This window comes from Arthrobacter sp. HLT1-20 (assembly GCF_054510895.1).
The window spans coordinates 48,535-67,004 of the sequence record NZ_JBTNDR010000020.1 but is presented as its reverse complement, the minus strand read 5'-3'; the positions used below and the strand labels follow the sequence as shown (position 1 = coordinate 67,004).

Below are 18,470 nucleotides of genomic sequence, written 5' to 3'. Positions count from 1 at the left end.
GCACTACCAATGCAACGCTCCAAAGGCCGAAATGCCAAGGAGGTTGTTCACTGGCAACCCACGGAAGCTGTGAAACAGAAGGCCCCGGCCCTCACCTCATATCGTCTAGTGGTCCGTGGCCTTCTCGGCACCAACGCCTGTCAGTGAGCGGACATCCATCTCAGCTTGGATGCGGGGATCCTCGGTGTTCTTGTCTAGCACTGTACCCAACCAGCCGAGGAAGAAGGCCAGCGGGATGGAGATGATGCCGGGGTTGGCCAGCGGGAACAACGCGAAGTCGGCGCCGGGGATCATGGCCTTGGGGCTGCCGGATACCACCGGTGAGAACGCGATCAAGATGATGGCTGAGGCTAGACCGCCGTACATGCTCCACAGCGCGCCCTGGGTGGTGAACTTCTTCCAGAACAGGGAGTAGACGATGGTGGGCAGGTTGGCCGAGGCTGCCACGGCGAAGGCCAGCGCCACCAGGAAGGCGATGTTTTGGCCGTTGGCCAAAATGCCGCCACCAATTGCCACCAACCCGATAACAATGACTGTGCGGCGAGCAACCTTGACTTCCATCTCCGGCTTGGGCTCGCCCTTGACGATGACGTTGGAGTAAATGTCATGGGCGAAGGATGCCGCTGCCGTGATGGTTAGCCCGGCAACCACGGCCAGGATCGTGGCGAACGCAACGGCTGAGATGAAGCCAAGCAGCAGTGGCCCGCCGATCACGAAGGCCAGCAGCGGGGCGGCCGCATTGACGCCGCCGGGGGCTGCCAGGATGGCTTCCTTACCAATCAGGGCGCCGGCACCGTAGCCAAGGACCAGCGTGAAGACGTAGAAGCCGCCGATGAGCCAGATGGCCCAAACCACTGATTTGCGGGCTTCCTTGGCAGTAGGAACTGTGTAGAAGCGCATGAGCACGTGCGGCAGGGCTGCCGTTCCCAGCACCAGGGCCAGGGCCAGCGAGATGAAGTCCAGCGGAGCCTTGCCGTACTGGGCGCCCGGATTCAGCAGCGCTTCACCGGCACCACCCTCGGCAATGGAGGTCTGAACTGCCGCTTCCAACAGGGTTGAGAGGTTGAAGCCATGCATGGCCATCACAATGATCGTCATGATGCCAGCACCAATGATGAGCAGGAACGCCTTGATGATCTGCACCCAGGTGGTGCCCTTCATGCCGCCGATCAGTACGTAGACAATCATCAACACGCCAACAACGGCAATCACAATGTTCTGCCCCGCCTTGTTGCTGCTGTCCAGGCCAAGGAGCAGCGAGACCAGGCCACCGGCGCCGGCCATCTGGGCCAGAAGGTAGAAGAAGCACACCACCAAGGTGGTGGTGGCGGCCGCGATGCGCACGGGCCGCTGCTTGAGGCGGAAGGAGAGAACGTCCGCCATGGTGAACTTGCCGGTGTTGCGCAGGAGTTCGGCCACCAGGAGCAGGGCCACCAGCCACGCCACCAGGAACCCGATCGAGTACAGGAAGCCGTCGTAGCCGTTGACGGCGATGGCGCCGGTGATGCCCAGGAAGGAGGCTGCGGACAGGTAGTCGCCAGCAATGGCTGTACCATTCTGCCCACCGGAGAAGGAGCGGCCGGCCGCGTAGTAGTCAGCGGCTGTGCTGTTGTTGCGACTGGCCCGGAACACCACAATCATGGTGACGGCAACGAAGGCCACGAAGATCAGAATGTTGATCCACGAGTTTTCCTTGGTTTGTTCGCTGAGCGACTTTGCCAGCGGGGCAACGCTGTGAAGCGTGGAGGACAGACTCACGGCTTAGACCTCTTCCTTTTCTTTGGGCTGCTTGGCCAACTCGATCTGCGCTTCCAGCCGGTGGCGGATAACAGCGGCCTGGGGATCGAGCTTGCGGTTGGCGTACGTGACGTACCAGGTGGTGATGCCGAATGTGGTGACGAACTGCAACAGGCCCAGAATCAAACCAACGTTGATGTTGTCCCAGACCTGTATGGACATGAAGTCATGGGCGTAGGCGGCCAATAGGACGTAGGCGAAGTACCAAACCAAAAAACCGATGGCAACGGGGAACACAAAGTTCCGGTGTGACTTCTTAAGTGCCTTGAACTCTTCCGAGTTCTGCTCGGCGATGAAGTCCACCGGAAACTCGTTGCTTGCGTGGGCAGAATTACCCATCATTCCTCCTTGAGTGATGTGATCTCTTTCACTATGGAGTGCGTTGGGTCACATTTAGGAGCCCTTTGATGACCGCCGCGGTGAACGGCATGGCTGCTGCGCCCAACGGCGGGATCCGCAGTCTTCCCCAGCTATATAGCGGCCACGCCACACGTTTGAAGCTAGTCTGTAGTCCATGTCATCTCCTGTGCTGAGCGAGTCAACGCTTCTGCTCATCACCGCCATTGCGGTGGTGGTTGCCACCATCGCCATCGTGGCCGCCCTGGGATTCCGCCTCTCCCGGTCCCACCGGGAGCTGGGCACGGAGGCCGAACACGCAACGTTTGCTGCACTGCATTCGGCAGTCGCCGCCGGTGCCCAGTTGCGCAACGGCCTGGAACCGGCGGGGGCGTTGAAGGCCAGCAAACAACTGCGTGCCCTGCTCAATTGCGCCGCATTTGCCATGACGGACGACTCCCGCCTGCTGGCGTGGGACGGTGCCGGGGCCGCGGCAAAACAGCCCGATTCCGCCGTGGTCATGGACCTGGTGGCAAAGGCCCTGAACAACGGCCGCACCCAGGTGGCGAGGCTGGACCAGCCACTGCGCGAATCACTGGGGCTGCCCCCTGCAGACTCGGATCTCAAGGCCGCCGTCATTTGCCCGTTAACAGTGGATTCGCGGGCCGTGGGCTGCGTGATTATTTTGTCCAAGACGCCCACGGCAGGCCTGGTCCGTGCCACCAATGAGGTGGCGGCCTGGGTCTCGGCCCAGCTGGAACTGGCCGAACTCAGCTCCTCACGCACACTCCTGGCCGAGGCCGAGGTCCGGGCATTGCGCGCACAAATCAGCCCACACTTCATCTACAACTCACTAAACGCCATTGCTTCCTTCATCAACACAGATCCCCAGCGAGCCCGGGATTTGGTGGTGGAGTTCGCCGATTTCACCCGGTATTCGTTCCGCAGGCACGGGGACTTCACCACCCTTGCCGAGGAACTGCGCTGCATCGACAGGTACCTGCTGCTGGAAAACGCCCGCTTTGGCGACAGACTCCAAGTGAGCTTGCAAATTGCCCCCGAGGTCCTGAGCACCGTCATACCCTTCCTGAGCCTGCAGCCGCTGGTTGAGAACGCCGTCCGCCATGGGCTGGAGGCCAAGGTGGGCAAAGGGCTGGTGCAGATCTGTGCCAGGGATCTGGGCGCCTTCACCGAGGTGACCATAGAGGACGACGGCGTGGGCATGGACCCTGAGCAGCTGCGGCTGGTGCTGGCCGGCCAGCATGATGGCACCCACGTGGGTTTGCGCAACGTTGATGCCCGGCTGCGGCAGGTTTACGGCGATGAGCACGGCCTCACCGTGGACACGGGCATTGGCCACGGCATGCTGATCACCATGACGGTACCCAAGAACCAGCCAGGCCACGACGCCTGATTGCTAACCGCCTCCCCGTTCCTCGCAACGCCAAAGCCGGGGCCCCTCGGCGGTTAGCGCCTGACCGCCTCCCCTAACCTCGCAACGCTAAAGCCGGGGCCCCTCGGCGGTTAGCGCCTGACCGCCTCCCCTAACCTCGCTGCGCTCGGCCGGGGCCCCTCGGCGGTTAGGCTTAGCCCCATGATTAACGTTCTTGTCGCTGACGACGAACTGCCGGCTGTGGATGAGTTGGCTTTCCTGCTGGGTCGCGACCCCCGCATCGGCGCCATCTACAAGGCCATGAACGGCGCCCAGGCACTGGAACTGTTGGAGCGCCATGACGTGGACGCTGTTTTCTTGGACATTCACATGCCCGGACTGTCAGGTCTGGAGCTGGCCCAGGTCATTGGCCGGAGCAGTAACCCGCCCGTGGTGGTCTTTGTGACGGCCGACGACGACAGGGCTCTGGAAGCCTTTGAGCTGGCAGCCGTGGACTACCTCCTCAAGCCGCTGCGCACCGAACGTCTCACCCGCACGGTGGACAGGGTGGTTGATCTGCTGGCCCACCCCGCAGCCGCCGACGAGGTGGAAATGATCACCGTGGACCAGGGCGGTGTCAGCCGGCTCATCAGGCTCGACGAGGTCCGGTTCGTTCAGGCCCAGGGTGACTATGCGCGCCTGCACACGGCTGAAGCCAGCTACTTGATCCGGGTTCCGCTGGCAGACCTGGAACAGCGCTGGGCTGATGCCGGCTTCATCCGCATCCACAGATCGTACCTGGTGTGCATGCCGTTTGTGACGGCCCTGAAGCTGGGTGCTGCCAAGCCCACCGTCTCCGTGGCCAACGACGTTTTGCCCGTCAGTCGCCGCCACGTGCCGGTGCTTCGCGAACATTTGCAGGCCACGCGCGTGCGGCCCACCCCATGAGTGTTGAACCGCCCCGCCCACCAGCTCAGGGGCGTGTCAGGGTTGTTGCGCCACGCACGCTTGCCCACCACGTTCCCCACGGAACCAGCGTCTCCCAGGAAGTTGCCGAGCAAACGGCCGTGGGCGAGGTCATGGTGCGCTCCTTGATCCGGTCGCAGTTGCGCCTAGCCCTGGTGGTTGCGGCCGGTTTCATGGCAGCCCTCCTGCTCTGCTGGGCATTGGTGCTCTGGCTGCCAACATTCACCGACTGGCGCGTTGTGGGAGTCCCGGTGCCCTGGCTCATCCTGGCCGTGGGCGTCTACCCACTGATGGGGATATGTGCGTGGCTCTACATTCGCGCCGCCACCAAGAATGAGGACCAGTACCGCGATCTGGTGGATGAGAAGTGAATCCAGCCATAGGCTATTCGGCTCTCATCCTCGTTTCGCTCAGTACCGCCCTGATTGGGTTCTACGGCCTGCGCGTATCTAGAACCACCAGCGACTTCTATGTTGCCTCCCGCACGGTGCGCCCCTGGTGGAACGCCTCGGCGATTGGCGGGGAGTATCTCTCCGCCGCAAGCTTCTTGGGAATAGCCGGGCTCATTGTCATCTCCGGGCTGGATGCCCTCTGGTTTCCGATTGGCTACACTGCCGGGTACCTGATGCTGTTGTTCTTCGTGGCTGCCCCCCCTGCGCCGCTCCGGCGCTTACACCATCCCAGATTTTGCCCAGGCTAGGCTGGAATCCACCACTGCCCGCCATGTCACCAGCCTCCTGGTGGTGGCCGTGGGCTGGTTCTACATAGTGCCACAACTGCACGGCGCCGCGCTAACCATTCGCACCACCACCGGATTGCCGTCCTGGGTGGGCGCCGGCGCCGTGGTCGCCGTGGTGTGCCTGACAGTTGCCACCGGCGGCATGCGCTCCATGACGTTTGTGCAAGCCTTCCAGTACTGGCTCAAACTCACGGCCTTGGCGGTGCCTGCAATCTTCATCCTGCTGATGCTTTCAGGAGTCACCGGTCAGCAATCCGGACCGGCCATTCCCCCGGGAACGGAACTTTTCCCGCCGTCGAACCCGCTCAACGCAGGCTCGGCCTACGGAACGGTTTCCCTCATGGTCGCCCTGCTCTTTGGCACCCTCGGCCTGCCACATGTGTTGGTGCGTTTCTATACAAATCCCGACGGCGCAGCCGCCCGCCGCACCACGCTGATCGTTTTGGGGCTGCTCTCCATTTTCTACTTCTTCCCCACCATCTACGGCGTTCTGGGCAGGGTCTTCCTTCCCGGCCTGGCCGCCACCGGCTCGCCCGACGCCACAGTGCTGCTCCTGCCGGGGACGTTGATTGGCGGCATGGGAGGTGATCTGCTGACGGCACTGGTGGTCTCCGGCGCCTTTGCTGCGTTCCTCTCCACCACCTCCGGGCTGGTGGTTTCGCTGGCAGGCGTCATCAGCCAGGACTTCCTGGGCGGAAGCGTGCGGGGATTCAGGATCGCGGCAATTTTTGCCGCCGTCGTACCTTTTGCCGTAGCCATGGTGACTGATTCGTTGGCGCTGGCCGGCAGCGTGGGCCTGGTGTTCGCTTTTACAGCCTCAACCATTTGCCCTTTGCTGCTGCTGGGCATTTGGTGGCGCGGCCTCACGGACGCCGGGGCCGTTGCCGGCATGATTACCGGTGGCGTGCTGTGCGCAGCCGCCATGGTGGTGGGCGCCCAGCTGCCTGCCGACGCACCGTGGCGCAGCGTCCTTATCCAGCCCGCGGCATGGACAGTGCCCGCGGCATTTCTGGTCATGGTGGTTGTCTCACGGGCCACCCGGCACCGGCGCAGCTCAACGGTTTCACGCTTCATGAGCAAACTCCATGTGCCGGAGCGGCCCCTTGATGTGGAGAATCCGCGCAGCTCAGCCGGCTAACTCCCCCACCAGTTGCAGGGAAGGGCTATTTGGGGGGCAGCGGGTCGATCGATGCCATGAGCTCCACCACGCGGTCCAGGAACGCATCCACCTGGCTTTCCTCGTAGCCGTCGCTGCCTTTTTCGGGGGCAAAGACAGCCCGGCGCACCACGTCCACGCTGAGTTCGCCATTGTCCTCAATGTAGACAAGCAGTTCCCGGCACAGCACGTCCACGTCGTTCATGTTGTAGCTTTGCGCGCTTTTCTTGGACGGGCGGCGGAACCGCTCACCGTCGGGGCGGTGCAGGCGGGCGCGCAGCACCGAAGCGGTCTTGCCGATCTTCATCATCCAGGCTTTTTCGCCCTCCGCGGCAATCAACAATTCCTTTTCGCGCAGCACAAACTCATCTTCAATCCTGTCCATGGCGGCATCCACGGCTTGGGCGCTGTAGCCCCCACGCGCAGGATCGAAGCTTGCTGTGCGGACATCGAGGCTGGTGATGGCTTTGCCGTGCGTATCCGTATTCAGAAAATATGCCCGGGCGCGCTCCAAAAACACGTCTACCTGTTTGACGTTATAACCGATTTCCTTGGGACCCACCAATCTAAATCTGGAATTGGTCCGGGTTTTCTCATCCACTGTCACAGTCATTCCTTGAACATTTCTCTACGGCCTGCACCAATCGGCGCAAACCCTATGAATTCGGTTTTCTAGAACTGGCCTAAAACACTAAAGGTGGCGTAGGCAACAGGGGCTGCGAACAAGATTGAATCCAATCTATCCATGACACCCCCATGGCCAGGCAACAAATTACTCATATCCTTGATGCCCAGTTCACGTTTCACCATGGACTCGGCAAAGTCTCCACCCGTTCCGGCAAAGACCATTCCAATGGCCAGGGCGAAACCCACCCACCAATGCTGGTCAAGCAAGAATACTGTGGCGGGGATGGCTACCAGGGTTGCCCCGCCAAGGGAACCGGCAAAGCCTTCCCAAGACTTTTTGGGGCTAATTTTCGGCGCCATGGGGTGCTTGCCGAAAAGGACTCCCACCAGGTACCCAAAGGTGTCGTTGGCAACCACCAGCAGCAGCATGATGAGCACCTGCAAAACGCCGGGGTTGATGGCGGACAAATCGGTGGTGAGTCCCAGGGTGGGACCACTTTCGCCGCGCACCATCAGGAAAACAAAGCTCAGCAGGAACGGGATCCACATCAAGGCGAACACACCGGCCAGAATGCTCTTCACGGCACCCGGTTCAGGATCCAGTGAACGCCACAAGACGGTGGCACCGGCACTTGCCACCAGCGCGAACAGCAAACCCTCGGATCCGGCAAAGTATGCGGAGGCGGGCATGGCCAAGGCACCGATCATGACAGGTGTCATGGGGGCTTTGATGCCCTTGCCCGCCACCGCACGGCTCACTTCCCACACACCCACGCAGGCGAACGCCGTGGCAACCACAACAAACGCCAGCGGGTAGAACAGCAGGGAGCCAATGACCACCAGCAGCAATGACACACCGACGGTGATCGCAGCAGGCAGATCCCTGCCCGCCTTGGGTGTTCGGGGAGCCTTGGCCGCCGTGGCTTCAGCTGGCATGGCAGCAAGAGGCTCGCGTTGAAGCGGCACAACAGGAAGACCTGTCACCGCCAAAGCTGAGACCGGGCGGGGCCCCACCCCTGGAAGTTCATCGCTGTCAGCCTGCTCGCCAGCGTCACGGTCATCTTCCGACTCATAGCCGGGGTGCGTGGGCACGGCAGTTGCCGCTGGCGTTGAACCGGCTGAGACGGGCGCCGCGGTCGCGGTCCGCTCCGCCACAGCGTCAGCTGCGGCAGCGGGGAGCTCGGCAACCGGGGTGTCGGTGGGTGCTGAGCTGGGGCCCGGGCCGCCGTCGTGCTTCCCATCCTCCTGGCCGGCCTCTGCTGGAGCCTGCGACACGGAATCGTGGGGCACAGCATTTTTGGGCACGATGATGGGAATCATGCCCGTCAGCTCAGCGTGACGACGCGCCTTCCGCGTGGGAAATTGGTAGTCGTTCGGCTGGCCAGGGAGTTCGACCTCTGGATTTGACGCGGCCGGCTCCTTATCGGCTCCGGCCTGCGCACGATTGGGGTCAGTCATTAGACCTCGAGAAGCTCGACTTCCTTGCGTTTGAGCAGCTCATCGATGTTCTCAGTGTGGGACTTGGTCATGGCGTCCAGTTCCTTCTCGGCCCGCGATCCCTCATCTTCACCGGCGTCGCCATCCTTGACCAGCTTGTCCAGCTGCTCCTTGGCCTTGCGGCGGATGTTGCGCACGGAAATCTTGGCGTCTTCACCCTTGGTGCGGACAATTTTGACGTATTCCTTGCGTCGCTCGGCCGTCAGTTCCGGCATCATAATACGGATCACGTTGCCGTCGTTGGACGGGTTGGCACCCACCTCGGAGGAGCTCAGTGCACGCTCAATGTCGTGCATGGAGGTCTTGTCGAATGGTGTGATGAGCAGCGTGCGCGCTTCCGGCACGGCAAAGGCTGCCAGCTGCTGCAACGGCGTGGGTGAACCATAGTAATCCACCATGACCTTGTGGAACATGGCGGGGTTGGCACGGCCTGTGCGCACAGCGGAGAATTCCTCTTTGGCTACCTCTATGGCCTTGTCCATCTTTTCTTCGGCCTCGAGCAAAGTATCTTCGATCACGCGTCTCTCCCTCATTAAATGACTACATAAATCTTCCGCGGCATTTGCGCACGGCAATTCTGAGACCATCCTACCGTGAGCAACAGATTAGCTGCGCCCACCCACACGGCCTATTTGTGCTGTTACGGGGTGACCAGGGTGCCCAGTTCTTCGCCGAGGATTGCGCGGGCCACATTGCCCTCGCCTTCCATGCCGAAGACCAGCATGGTCACGTTGTTGTCCTTGCACAGGCTGAAGGCGGTCTGGTCCATGACACGGATGTCACGAGCCATGGCCTCGTCATAGCTGAGGTGGTCCAACTTGACGGCTGTGGGGTCCTTTTTGGGGTCCGCCGTGTAGACACCGTCAACACCGTTCTTAGCCATGAGCACCACATCGGCGTGGACTTCCAGGGCACGCTGGGCGGCCACGGTGTCGGTGGAGAAGTAGGGCAGGCCCGCGCCGGCACCGAAGATGACCACGCGGCTCTTCTCGAGATGGCGGATGGCGCGCCGGGGAATGTAGGCTTCGGCAACCTGTCCCATGGTGATGGCGCTTTGCACACGGGTGTCAACGCCGGCTTGTTCCAGGAAATCCTGCAACGCGAGGCAGTTCATGACAGTTCCCAGCATGCCCATGTAGTCCGCGCGCGAGCGGTCCATGCCCGAGGCGGACAATTCGGCGCCGCGGAAGAAGTTACCGCCGCCCACAACGATGGCCACCTCCACGGTGTCAACGGTGCTGGCGATCTGCTGCGCGATGCCGCGGATGGTGTCCGGATCGACACCCAACTTGCCGGCGCCAAAGACCTCGCCCGAGAGCTTCAACAACACACGACGGCGCTTGGCCGCACCCGTTGCGGGTGCTGTGCCGCTTGGCGCGGTCTGGGAAATATTCGTGGTCATGGTGCCTTCCGTGGGTGCCGGTACTGAGCAGCTGAAACTGGGTCTGGACGCGGGGCCCAGCTCTGGACGCGGGGCCCAGCGAAGAGCTGCGTCTAAAATCTTATCTGACGTTACATGCGAAGAAGGGGCAACCGCAGATTGCGGTCACCCCTTCTTCGTCACATCTAGCTATACGACAAAAGTGTCTTATGCTCCGACGCGGAAACGTGCGAAAGCAACAGGCTTGACGCCTGCTTCTTCCAGAACAACGCCAACGCTCTTCTTGGCATCCTTGGCGAAAGCCTGGTCAACCAGAACGAGTTCCTTGAAGAAGCCAGTCAAACGGCCTTCAACGATCTTGGTCATGGCTGCTTCGGGCTTGCCTTCGGCCTTTGCGGTTTCGCCAGCGATGCGGCGCTCGTTCTCGACGGTCTCTGCAGCAACTTCGTCGCGGGAGACAAACGTCGGGGACATGGCGGCAATGTGCACGGCTACGTCGTGAGCAACTTCCTGGTTGTCGCCGTCGATTGCGAACAGCACGCCAACCTGGGCCGGGAGGTCCTTGGAAGTCTTGTGCAGGTAAGCGTCAACAGTTGCACCCTCGATGCGTGCAATGCGGCGGATGGCAACCTTTTCGCCCAAGAGTGCACCGGCTTCGATGACAACCTCGGACATGGGCTTGCCGTCAACGTCAACAGCCAGCAGGGTCTCAACATCGGCTGCACCGGAGGACAGCGCGGTTGCGAGAACCTTGTTGGAGAATTCGATGAAGGGAGCAGCCTTGGCAACGAAGTCAGTTTCGCAGTTGACTTCAACCATGACACCAACGCCACCGTCAACAGCAGCGGCAACGAGGCCTTCTGCAGTTGAGCGGCCTTCGCGCTTGGTGGCGCCCTTGAGGCCCTTGATGCGGATGAGCTCCATGGCCTTCTCGGCGTCGCCGTTGGCCTCGTCGAGAGCCTTCTTGACGTCCATCATGCCAGCGCCAGTGCGCTCGCGCAGAGCCTTAATATCAGCGGCGGTGTAGTTCGCCATATGAACCCCTCAGTGTAGATGTTTAAGTAAATAAATCAGTACTAGGCCAGTTCTGGCAGGACCGCTTTGCCTTGTGAGCGGTGCGATCCTGCCAGCATCTGGTTCCTAGGTGGCGGAGCTATTGGGGTTGCCCCGAACAGCTAGGTCCGCGAGGAAAAGTTTTTTACTTCTCGGTTGCAGCTTCGGCAGCAGCTTCAGCCGGAGCCTCAACTACGGCTTCAACAGCAGCTTCGGCCGGAGCCTCAACAGCAGCTTCAGCAGCCTTGTCGCCTTCGAGGAGCTCGCGCTCCCACTCAGCCAAGGGCTCGGCCGGTGCTTCTTCGTTGCCGGTTGCCTTGTTGTTGCGGGCGATCAGGCCTTCTGCAACAGCATCAGCGATAACGCGGGTCAACAGTGCAACGGAGCGGATGGCGTCGTCGTTGCCCGGGATCGGGAAATCAACTTCGTCGGGGTTGCAGTTGGAGTCCAGGATGGCTACAACGGGGATCTTGAGCTTGTGAGCCTCGTCGATGGCGAGGTGTTCCTTCGGGGTGTCAACGATCCAGAGCACTGAGGGTGCCTTGGTCAGGTTGCGGATACCACCGAGGTTGGTCTGCAGCTTGGTCAGTTCACGCTTGAGGAGCAGGAGCTCCTTCTTGGTGTGGCCGGAGGAGGCAACGTCCTCGAAGTTGATCTCTTCGAGTTCCTTCATGCGGGAGATACGCTTGGAAACCGTCTGGAAGTTGGTGAGCATACCGCCCAACCAGCGCTGGTTCACGTAAGGCATGCCAACACGGGTGGCCTGCTCGGCGATTGCTTCCTGAGCCTGCTTCTTGGTACCAACGAAGAGTACGGTGCCGCCGTGTGCAACGGTGGACTTTACGAACTCGTAGGCGCGGTCAATGAAAGACAGTGACTGCTGCAGGTCGATGATGTAGATGCCGTTGCGCTCCGTGAGGATGAATCGCTTCATCTTCGGGTTCCAACGACGGGTCTGGTGTCCAAAGTGGACGCCGCTGTCAAGCAGCTGGCGCATAGTTACGACGGGCATGCCGGCGCTCCTTCTTGTTAATTTTACGGTTGTTTAGCTTGCTGGCCCGGACGGGGAAACCCGTCTGGACGCTGCTCCTAGCACCCATTGTGTACGCCATAAACCGCCGTGAGGCGGACCGTATGGCCACAATCCGTCAGCAGGACCCACGATCACTCGTGGCATGCCTCGTCAGGAAGAGGTGCGCGTAGTCAGTGCACAAACAGCACACTGCTCCTTCAATGTTACTACAGCGCCGTAACCTTGACTGACCATTTTCAGTCCTCCCGAGCCCCCTCTGGAGCCTGTCTTGTCCACAATTCCCAGCCCATCCGCCCATGGGCGGGTTTCAGGGTTCACTCTTGAGAGATGGGCAACATTATTAGACGTGGCAGGACGGCGATGGTGGGGGCACTCCTTCTTGCCCTTCCCGTGCTGCTGCCGGGTTCCAGCATGGCCGCCCCGCTGCTGTCATTGTCACGCACGACGGCGGCCACTCCGCTACCAGCCTCACTCGCCTGGGGCTGGCCAGTGGCGGGAACACCCCAGCTGGTGCATGGCTTTGATCCGCCCAACAAGCCCTGGCTCAGCGGCCATCGGGGCGTTGACTTGCTGGCCCCTCAAGGCTCCACCGTGCTGGCGCCCGCCGCCGGGGTGGTGACCTTCTCCGGCGTCGTCGTCAACAGGGCAGTGCTGACCATCGCCACAGACAATGGCTTGCGGCTCAGTTTTGAACCCGTGGCCTCGCCCCTGAAGACTGGCGATGCCGTGGCCCGAGGCCAACCACTGGGCATTCTCAAGGGGCCAACGCACTGCGATGGCGCACCGCCTCCCGGAAACAGCTGCCTCCACTGGGGCGTGCGGCGCGGTGAGGAGTACCTCGATCCCCTGCAGTTCATCTATGACCTGCGCCCGTCGGTACTGCTCCCCCTGATCAGCTGACTTTATGCAACTGGCCCGCAGAAAACGGCGAAAATTGAGGGTTTTCACCCCATTTTCGGCGTTTTCTGCGGGCCAGTTTTAGGAGGGACGGGGATCAGACGATCGCGGAGATGCCCGTGATGGCGCGGCCCGTGACCAAGGTGTTGATCTCGTAGGTGCCCTCGTAGGAGTAGATGGCCTCGGCGTCGGCGAAGATTTTGGCCATCTCGTAGTCGGTGACGATGCCATTGCCGCCGAAGAGGCTCCGGCCCATGGCCACCGTTTCACGCATGCGCGCAGTGGTAAAGGCCTTGGCAAGCGCTGATTGCTCGTCCTTGGCCTGGCCCAGGTCCTCGAGTTGGGACAAGCGGACCATCATGCCAGTGGAGGCTACCGTGTTGCCCAGCATCTTCACGAGCTGATCCTGGACCATCTGGAAGGAGGCGATGGGGCGGCCAAACTGTTGGCGCTCAACGGCATAACGGCGGGCAACGTCAAATGCCGCCATCTGCTGGCCAACTGCCTGCCATGCCACGGCAAGGCGGGTTACCTTGAGAACTTTGTTGGTGTCGCGGAAGCTGTTGCCACCGGCAAGTTTGAAATCGTGCGGAACCACCACGTTTTCCAAGGTGATGTCGGCGTTTTGAACCGTGCGCAGGGCCGTCTTGTTCTCAATCTTGGTGGCGCTGTAGCCGGGCAGCGTGGTGTCAACCATGAATGCCTTGACCTGATTGTCCGCCGTATCGCGGGCGTAGATGACAACCCAGTCAGAAAAAGTGGCGTTGCCAATCCAGCGCTTGGCGCCGTTCAGGATCCAGTTGTCACCGTCGCGCACAGCCGTGGTGCGGGTGCCACCAGCAACATCCGAGCCGCCCAAGGGTTCGGTCAGGCCAAAGGCGCCGATCTTCTTCATGGCGTAAATGTCCGGGAGCCAGGCGGCCTTTTGTTCTTCCGATGCCAGCGCTTCGATGGATCCGGTGAAGAGTCCGTCGTGGACGCCCATAAACGTTGCAATCGAGGCATCCGCCCGGGTGAATTCAGCATGGCTTAGGCCGGCAAACAGGCTTGAATATCCCTGGCGGTGCACCGGGCTCATGATGTCCAGCTCGGCCAGCTTGGGGATGAGCTCCATGGGGAATTCGCCACGGTTCCAGCAATCCGTGGCGATGGGCTTTACTTCCTTGTCTAGGAAGTCGCGGAGGTCCTGGAGGCGTTCCCGTTCCTTCGCGGAGAGCATCTGCTCGAATCCATAGAAGTCCCCATCGGCGTAGGGAAGGTTGTTCAGGTCAACAGCTGCCTTGGACACAAGTAATCCTTTGCTTGTTCTCATCTTTGATTAGTCAACGGTTCAGCCCAGCACCAAACTTGTTACTGGTGAGTAACATACCGCATTCACGTGACCTGGGCAACATTCCCCACGATGGCCGGGCAGCGGCCACGTAGCCGGTTGGCATCAAAGTAGCCGCTCCCGCCCCCCTTCATTCGTCGAGACGGGCGTGCGCCAACTCCCACCAAAGCGACCACCAAACCGACCGCCAGTGACCGCCGTCGAGCATGGCCTTAAAGCAAAATACCCCCGGAATCGTGGCGATTCCGGGGGTATTGCAGGTAGGGCCACTCGGACTTGAACCGAGGACCTTAGGATTATGAGTCCCGCGCTCTAACCAGCTGAGCTATGGCCCCATGCAAGGTGCCCCTCCTTCGGTAACTGCAAACCTAAGGAAAAGCACTCTCACAATACTAGTGGGTATTGGACTAAACCGCGTGATCCTCGTAGCTTCCGCCACGATAAATATCTTCGAAGGTGTCAAGGGTCTTTTTCAGCCCGTGACGTGCCACCTTGTCGTGGCTGGCGGCACCCATGGCTTCCCGGTCCTCGGGAGCCAGCCGCATGATCGTGGTGATCTTCTCGGCCAGGTCGTCACTGTCGTTGGGCTTAAACAGGTATCCATTGACACCGTCCTCAACCAGGTGCGGCAGTGCCATGGCGTTGGCCAACACCACAGGTGTTGAGGCGCTCATGGCTTCCAGGGTCACCAGGGACTGCAGTTCTGCCGTGCCAGGCATGACGAACAAATCGGCCTTGAGGTAGACCTCACGCAATTCCTCATCACTGATCAAGCCGGTGAATGTAACCCGCGGGGTGAGCCCCAACTTCTCGGCCTGCGCCCGCAACGCGTTCTTGACTTCGCCGCCACCAACCACCACCAGGTGCAGTTCGAGTTCGGCAGGCGCCTTGGCGATCGCGTCAATGAGAACGTCAATATGCTTTTCCTCCGCAAGGCGACCCACGAAGGCAACTGTGGGGTACGGGTTCGAAGGCTTCGCTTCGCCCTCGGCAAGCTCGTAGTTGCCCACCTCAATGCCGTTGGACAGCGGCAGAACCTTGCGCAGGAACGCGTGCTGGTGCATGGCCTTGGCGGCCAAGGGTGTGGGGGTGGTAACAACGTCGGCCTTGCTCATGACCTTGCCCATGTCGCGCCATGAAACACGGCCCACAATGTTCTTGAACCACTGGGGGAACGGCAGGAAGGGGTTCAGATTCTCGGGCATGAAGTGGTTGGTGGCCACAATACGGATGCCGCGGCGCTGCGCCTCGTAGATCACGTGCTCGCCGATCATGTAGTGGCTTTGCACATGAACCACATCAGGTTGAATCACATCAAAGAGCGCCGCAATGTCCTTCTTGATTTCCCACGGCAGGCACACCCTGAAATATTCGTGGGTGGGAACGGGCCGTGAGCGCAAACGGTGCACAGTGGCCTCGGGCCGCTTCTCAGAAAACATGGGGCCACCATCAGGGCGGCCGGCCATCACGTGTACTTCGTGTCCCCGGGCGCTCATGCCCGTGGCCAACCGGAATCCAAACTGCGCTGCGCCATTGATATGCGGAGGGTATGTATCTGCAGCGATCAAAATGGTCAGCGGTTTTAGCGAGCTTTCACTCGGGGTGGATGTCACGGATAAAACTCCTGATGGATTCTTAGATAGCCCGGAGGCTGACTCGTTACTTACGTTGTTCCTTCTTTGCAGCTGCACGCTGCTTCACCACGTCAGGGTGGTGCCGGGACAACGCGATCACCCCCACGATAGCAAGTATCGCCGCCCCCGCCATGGCAATTGCCACCACGGGCGGCACATCGTCACGAAGCTCACCTAAAATGGTGATGCCAATGGCGATGCCCACAATGGGGTCAATCACTGTCAACCCGGCAATCACCAAATCCGGCGGTCCGCTGGCATAGGCGCTTTGCACAAACCAGCTCCCCAGGCCGCCGGCGGCCGCAATGGCAATCACCGAGTACCACTGCACGTTCAGCAGGAACAGGCCGTTCGGGTCAAATATCTGCTTGGAAATGATGCGGGTCAGCACGGCGACAAAGCCAAACAGCACCCCGGATCCCAGGATGTAGAAGAACGCCTTCAGGCGGTGTTTGAACAGCACCAGTGCCCCGCCAAAAAGTATGATGACAGCTGCCAGCAACAACACCACTGTGAGCTCCTCGGCAGGGTTGACGTGCGTGTTCTCCGCCACCACGTTCACAGCCATCAGGACAAACAAGGCGCTGCCGCCCACACAGCAGGTGATGGCCACAACCGTGGCCCTGTTGAGCCTGATTCCCTGGTCCCGCGAGTTCACAATAGTGGTGATCACCAGCGCAATGGCACCAATGGGCTGCACCACCGTCAGCGTCCCCAGGGTAAGGGCCACAACGTTCAAGGCCATGCCAGCCCCGAGCAGCACCAGACCGAACACCCATCGCGGGTTTCTCAGGAGGCGCAGGAAGCCCGCGCCGCCCAAGGCAAGTCCGCCCGTGTTGTTTTGCACGGCGCTGCCTTGGCGTTGCGCACCAAAAGCGAGGAAAAATGCCCCGGCCACCGCGCACACCACGGCAAGCCATATCATGGGCGGCCCTGAACTGGTTTGTGAAGCTCACGGTGTTTGGCCAGGACCGCCACCATGTACTGGCTGAAGGCAATAACGTGCATGACCATGCCGGCGCCAAGGAACACCCAGGCGAGAATGAACGTGAAGTCAGATTCCAGGGCCTTGGCCAGCAAGAGCAGGGGGGTGCCAATCATCAGCGCCGCCGTGCGTGTCTTTCCCAACATGGTGACCTTCAGATCAGCATCTCCACGGAAACAGTACAGCGTAACGCTCAGCAGTACGACGTCGGGAATCACCAACAACAGCAGCAGCCACAGGGGCAGGATGTGGGCCACCACCAAGGTGATACTGACAGCCACCAGAGCCACCCGGTCGGCCAGGGGGTCCAAGATGCGGCCAAGCTGTGTGGTCTGGTTGAGCTTCCGGGCAACGAAGCCGTCAATCCAGTCGGTGCAACCCATGAGGGCAAGGACAAAAACGCCCCAGCCGTACTCGTGCCGGGCGAGGACCAGCCACACAAACAGTGGTGTCCCCAGGAACCTGACCACCGTGATGACATTGGGGATGGTGACGATGGCGTTGGCGTTCCCTGCCTTGGGGTTGGAACTTGTGGACATCGCAGGTCACCTCCCCTGGTGAAATGTGGCTCGGGCCGCGCAACCGGCACCGCGTGTGGATGTGAACATTGTGTGGCGAAACTACTTCTTCAACAACTTTCGCAGCAACAAGGCGCAAGCCCCGGCAGACACGGCCAGAACAGCGAGTGGTTTCCATCGTTCCTTGATGGTTTCCGCAGCGTGCCCGGCCTGTTCCGCAGCTCCGGACGCTGCCAGGTTCATGACGTCCTTGGCCCGGCCCTTGGCAGTGCCGATCAAGTAGCTGGCCTGTTTCTTCACATCTGCCTGGTTCACCAGTTCCTCACGCAGCGTCAACAGGTGGGCGCGCCGGGCCGTGGTGCGTTCAATGAGCTCGTTTTCGTTGGCCTTGGGACCGTGTTCGGCTTCCTTGGCTGCCCGTTCGGCCTTGGCCTTCGCCGCAGCTTCTTCGGCCTCAGCCTTGCGGGCCTTCTTTTCTTCCTTGCTCAGTGGGACCGGATCAAGTGTTGCCGGGTCAAAGTCGCGGCCTTCCTTGGCAATGCCCAGATCGTGGCGGATTCCACGCCATGCCTGTTCCGGCAGCAAGGGCAGCAGGGACTTGAACTTGCGGTAGCCAATCAAACCGCTGATGCCAATAATGAGCAGGAACGCCGCGCTGACAAGAAGTGCCGAAAGCCAGAGCGGCATGACGGTGGCCAGACCGGCAATGGCGGCCACCACCAAGGCAATGACGAGAAGGGCCGTGAAGACCAGGGCTAGTCCGGCGGCAATCGCCACACCGCCCACGCGGGCCTTCTTGTGTTCCAGTTCCAGCTTGGCCAACGCAATTTCGTCGTTGATCTGCCGGGGCACCAGCCTCGACGCAGTCTTGACCGCTTCAATCAAGGAAGATTCTGGCGCCTTTGGGCTTTCATCCGCCGTGATATGCACGTCCTTTTGCACATCCGTCACTGAAACCGCCTCCGTAATGAGAGTTTTTGCTGCCCATGGAAAGTCGGCGCAAACCCGAAGTCTTTGTACTGCCCCCGCAAGGTGGCACTACTCGTAAAGTCAAAATTACCATCCATCCAGCACCCGGTGGTCCCTTGGCCAGACAAGGCCGCACGCACCATGGCGAAGAACACGGCTGCGGCGTGTCTTGGGCGGGCC

General features: G+C 60.9%; 17 protein-coding genes, 1 tRNA gene and 1 pseudogene. 5 read left to right on the top strand and 14 right to left on the bottom strand.

Going from position 1 to position 18,470, the window contains the following annotated elements; all coding sequences use genetic code 11:
- Nucleotides 1-105 precede the first annotated feature (105 nt).
- Nucleotides 106-1,722, bottom strand: a complete 1,617-nt coding sequence (locus ACX80Q_RS12040; RefSeq protein WP_459330770.1) for a solute symporter family protein — start codon at nucleotides 1,720-1,722, stop codon at nucleotides 106-108.
- Nucleotides 1,723-1,761: 39 nt separating this feature from the next.
- Nucleotides 1,762-2,136: a DUF485 domain-containing protein gene (locus tag ACX80Q_RS12035; protein ID WP_459330769.1), complete on the bottom strand. Its 375-nt coding sequence runs from the start codon at nucleotides 2,134-2,136 to the stop codon at nucleotides 1,762-1,764.
- A 190-nt stretch (nucleotides 2,137-2,326) separates the two neighbouring features.
- Between ACX80Q_RS12035 and ACX80Q_RS12030 the strand changes: the two genes are divergently transcribed.
- The 4 genes and pseudogenes from ACX80Q_RS12030 (at nucleotide 2,327) to ACX80Q_RS12015 (ending at nucleotide 6,348) form a co-directional block, all read left to right on the top strand.
- Nucleotides 2,327-3,547 (top strand): GAF domain-containing sensor histidine kinase, encoded by a 1,221-nt coding sequence (locus ACX80Q_RS12030; protein WP_459330768.1) that lies wholly within the window; start codon nucleotides 2,327-2,329, stop codon nucleotides 3,545-3,547.
- A gap of 180 nt (nucleotides 3,548-3,727) precedes the next feature.
- The gene (locus ACX80Q_RS12025) at nucleotides 3,728-4,453 is read left to right on the top strand and encodes a LytR/AlgR family response regulator transcription factor (protein WP_459330764.1); all 726 of its coding nucleotides are present in this window, start codon (nucleotides 3,728-3,730) and stop codon (nucleotides 4,451-4,453) included.
- On the top strand, nucleotides 4,450-4,842 hold the full coding sequence (locus tag ACX80Q_RS12020; RefSeq protein ID WP_459330763.1) for a hypothetical protein: 393 nt from the start codon (nucleotides 4,450-4,452) through the stop codon (nucleotides 4,840-4,842). The genes ACX80Q_RS12025 and ACX80Q_RS12020 overlap by 4 nt, the downstream gene beginning before the upstream one ends.
- Nucleotides 4,839-6,348, top strand: a pseudogene (locus ACX80Q_RS12015) (sodium/solute symporter). Before ACX80Q_RS12020 ends, ACX80Q_RS12015 begins: the two are co-directional and overlap by 4 nt.
- A 25-nt stretch (nucleotides 6,349-6,373) precedes the next feature.
- Here the strand turns inward: ACX80Q_RS12015 and ACX80Q_RS12010 are convergent.
- The 6 genes from ACX80Q_RS12010 to rpsB all read right to left on the bottom strand — a co-directional run bounded on the left by ACX80Q_RS12010 (nucleotide 6,374) and on the right by rpsB (nucleotide 11,936).
- Nucleotides 6,374-6,973, bottom strand: coding sequence for a DivIVA domain-containing protein (locus ACX80Q_RS12010; RefSeq protein ID WP_459330767.1), 600 nt, complete (start codon nucleotides 6,971-6,973; stop codon nucleotides 6,374-6,376).
- A gap of 65 nt (nucleotides 6,974-7,038) precedes the next feature.
- Entirely contained in the window at nucleotides 7,039-7,929 is an 891-nt protein-coding gene (locus ACX80Q_RS12005) for a phosphatidate cytidylyltransferase (protein ID WP_459330766.1), read from the bottom strand.
- Between the two features lie 521 nt (nucleotides 7,930-8,450).
- A complete protein-coding gene (gene frr / locus ACX80Q_RS12000) occupies nucleotides 8,451-9,008 on the bottom strand; it encodes a ribosome recycling factor (RefSeq protein WP_459330762.1) in 558 nt (185 codons plus the stop codon).
- A 122-nt stretch (nucleotides 9,009-9,130) separates the two neighbouring features.
- Complete coding sequence (gene pyrH / locus ACX80Q_RS11995; protein WP_459330761.1) at nucleotides 9,131-9,892, bottom strand: UMP kinase; 762 nt, start codon at nucleotides 9,890-9,892, stop codon at nucleotides 9,131-9,133.
- Between the two features lie 186 nt (nucleotides 9,893-10,078).
- Nucleotides 10,079-10,906, bottom strand: coding sequence for a translation elongation factor Ts (gene tsf, locus ACX80Q_RS11990; RefSeq protein ID WP_459330760.1), 828 nt, complete (start codon nucleotides 10,904-10,906; stop codon nucleotides 10,079-10,081).
- Between the two features lie 163 nt (nucleotides 10,907-11,069).
- Nucleotides 11,070-11,936 (bottom strand): 30S ribosomal protein S2, encoded by an 867-nt coding sequence (gene rpsB, locus ACX80Q_RS11985; protein ID WP_459330759.1) that lies wholly within the window; start codon nucleotides 11,934-11,936, stop codon nucleotides 11,070-11,072.
- 348 nt (nucleotides 11,937-12,284) lie between these two features.
- Here rpsB and ACX80Q_RS11980 point away from each other — a divergent pair, with 348 nt between their 5' ends.
- Nucleotides 12,285-12,857, top strand: a complete 573-nt coding sequence (locus tag ACX80Q_RS11980) for a M23 family metallopeptidase (protein WP_459330758.1) — start codon at nucleotides 12,285-12,287, stop codon at nucleotides 12,855-12,857.
- Between the two features lie 94 nt (nucleotides 12,858-12,951).
- On the opposite strand, the gene ACX80Q_RS11975 is transcribed toward ACX80Q_RS11980, so the two are convergent.
- The 6 genes from ACX80Q_RS11975 to ACX80Q_RS11950 all read right to left on the bottom strand — a co-directional run bounded on the left by ACX80Q_RS11975 (nucleotide 12,952) and on the right by ACX80Q_RS11950 (nucleotide 18,272).
- Nucleotides 12,952-14,166, bottom strand: a complete 1,215-nt coding sequence (locus ACX80Q_RS11975) for an acyl-CoA dehydrogenase family protein (RefSeq protein WP_459330757.1) — start codon at nucleotides 14,164-14,166, stop codon at nucleotides 12,952-12,954.
- 279 nt (nucleotides 14,167-14,445) lie between these two features.
- A tRNA-Ile gene (locus ACX80Q_RS11970) sits at nucleotides 14,446-14,519 on the bottom strand.
- A 72-nt stretch (nucleotides 14,520-14,591) separates the two neighbouring features.
- On the bottom strand, nucleotides 14,592-15,797 hold the full coding sequence (locus ACX80Q_RS11965) for a glycosyltransferase (protein WP_459330756.1): 1,206 nt from the start codon (nucleotides 15,795-15,797) through the stop codon (nucleotides 14,592-14,594).
- 46 nt (nucleotides 15,798-15,843) lie between these two features.
- Entirely contained in the window at nucleotides 15,844-16,743 is a 900-nt protein-coding gene (locus ACX80Q_RS11960) for a DMT family transporter (protein ID WP_459330755.1), read from the bottom strand.
- Nucleotides 16,740-17,342, bottom strand: coding sequence for a CDP-alcohol phosphatidyltransferase family protein (locus tag ACX80Q_RS11955; RefSeq protein ID WP_459330754.1), 603 nt, complete (start codon nucleotides 17,340-17,342; stop codon nucleotides 16,740-16,742). Before ACX80Q_RS11955 ends, ACX80Q_RS11960 begins: the two co-directional genes overlap by 4 nt.
- Before the next feature lie 81 nt (nucleotides 17,343-17,423).
- Complete coding sequence (locus tag ACX80Q_RS11950; RefSeq protein ID WP_459330753.1) at nucleotides 17,424-18,272, bottom strand: phage holin family protein; 849 nt, start codon at nucleotides 18,270-18,272, stop codon at nucleotides 17,424-17,426.
- Nucleotides 18,273-18,470 lie beyond the last annotated feature (198 nt).

Bases quoted from the DNA above. Each gene is read 5' to 3' on its own strand.
- ACX80Q_RS12035 (WP_459330769.1), bottom strand. From the start codon at position 2,136: ATGGGTAATTCTGCCCACGCAAGCAACGAGTTTCCGGTGGACTTCATC.
- ACX80Q_RS12025 (WP_459330764.1), top strand. From the start codon at position 3,728: ATGATTAACGTTCTTGTCGCTGACGACGAACTGCCGGCTGTGGATGAG.
- ACX80Q_RS12020 (WP_459330763.1), top strand. From the start codon at position 4,450: ATGAGTGTTGAACCGCCCCGCCCACCAGCTCAGGGGCGTGTCAGGGTT.
- ACX80Q_RS12005 (WP_459330766.1), bottom strand. From the start codon at position 7,929: ATGCCAGCTGAAGCCACGGCGGCCAAGGCTCCCCGAACACCCAAGGCG.
- pyrH (WP_459330761.1), bottom strand. From the start codon at position 9,892: ATGACCACGAATATTTCCCAGACCGCGCCAAGCGGCACAGCACCCGCA.
- tsf (WP_459330760.1), bottom strand. From the start codon at position 10,906: ATGGCGAACTACACCGCCGCTGATATTAAGGCTCTGCGCGAGCGCACT.
- rpsB (WP_459330759.1), bottom strand. From the start codon at position 11,936: ATGCCCGTCGTAACTATGCGCCAGCTGCTTGACAGCGGCGTCCACTTT.
- ACX80Q_RS11980 (WP_459330758.1), top strand. From the start codon at position 12,285: ATGGGCAACATTATTAGACGTGGCAGGACGGCGATGGTGGGGGCACTC.
- ACX80Q_RS11975 (WP_459330757.1), bottom strand. From the start codon at position 14,166: ATGAGAACAAGCAAAGGATTACTTGTGTCCAAGGCAGCTGTTGACCTG.
- ACX80Q_RS11960 (WP_459330755.1), bottom strand. From the start codon at position 16,743: ATGATATGGCTTGCCGTGGTGTGCGCGGTGGCCGGGGCATTTTTCCTC.
- ACX80Q_RS11955 (WP_459330754.1), bottom strand. From the start codon at position 17,342: ATGTCCACAAGTTCCAACCCCAAGGCAGGGAACGCCAACGCCATCGTC.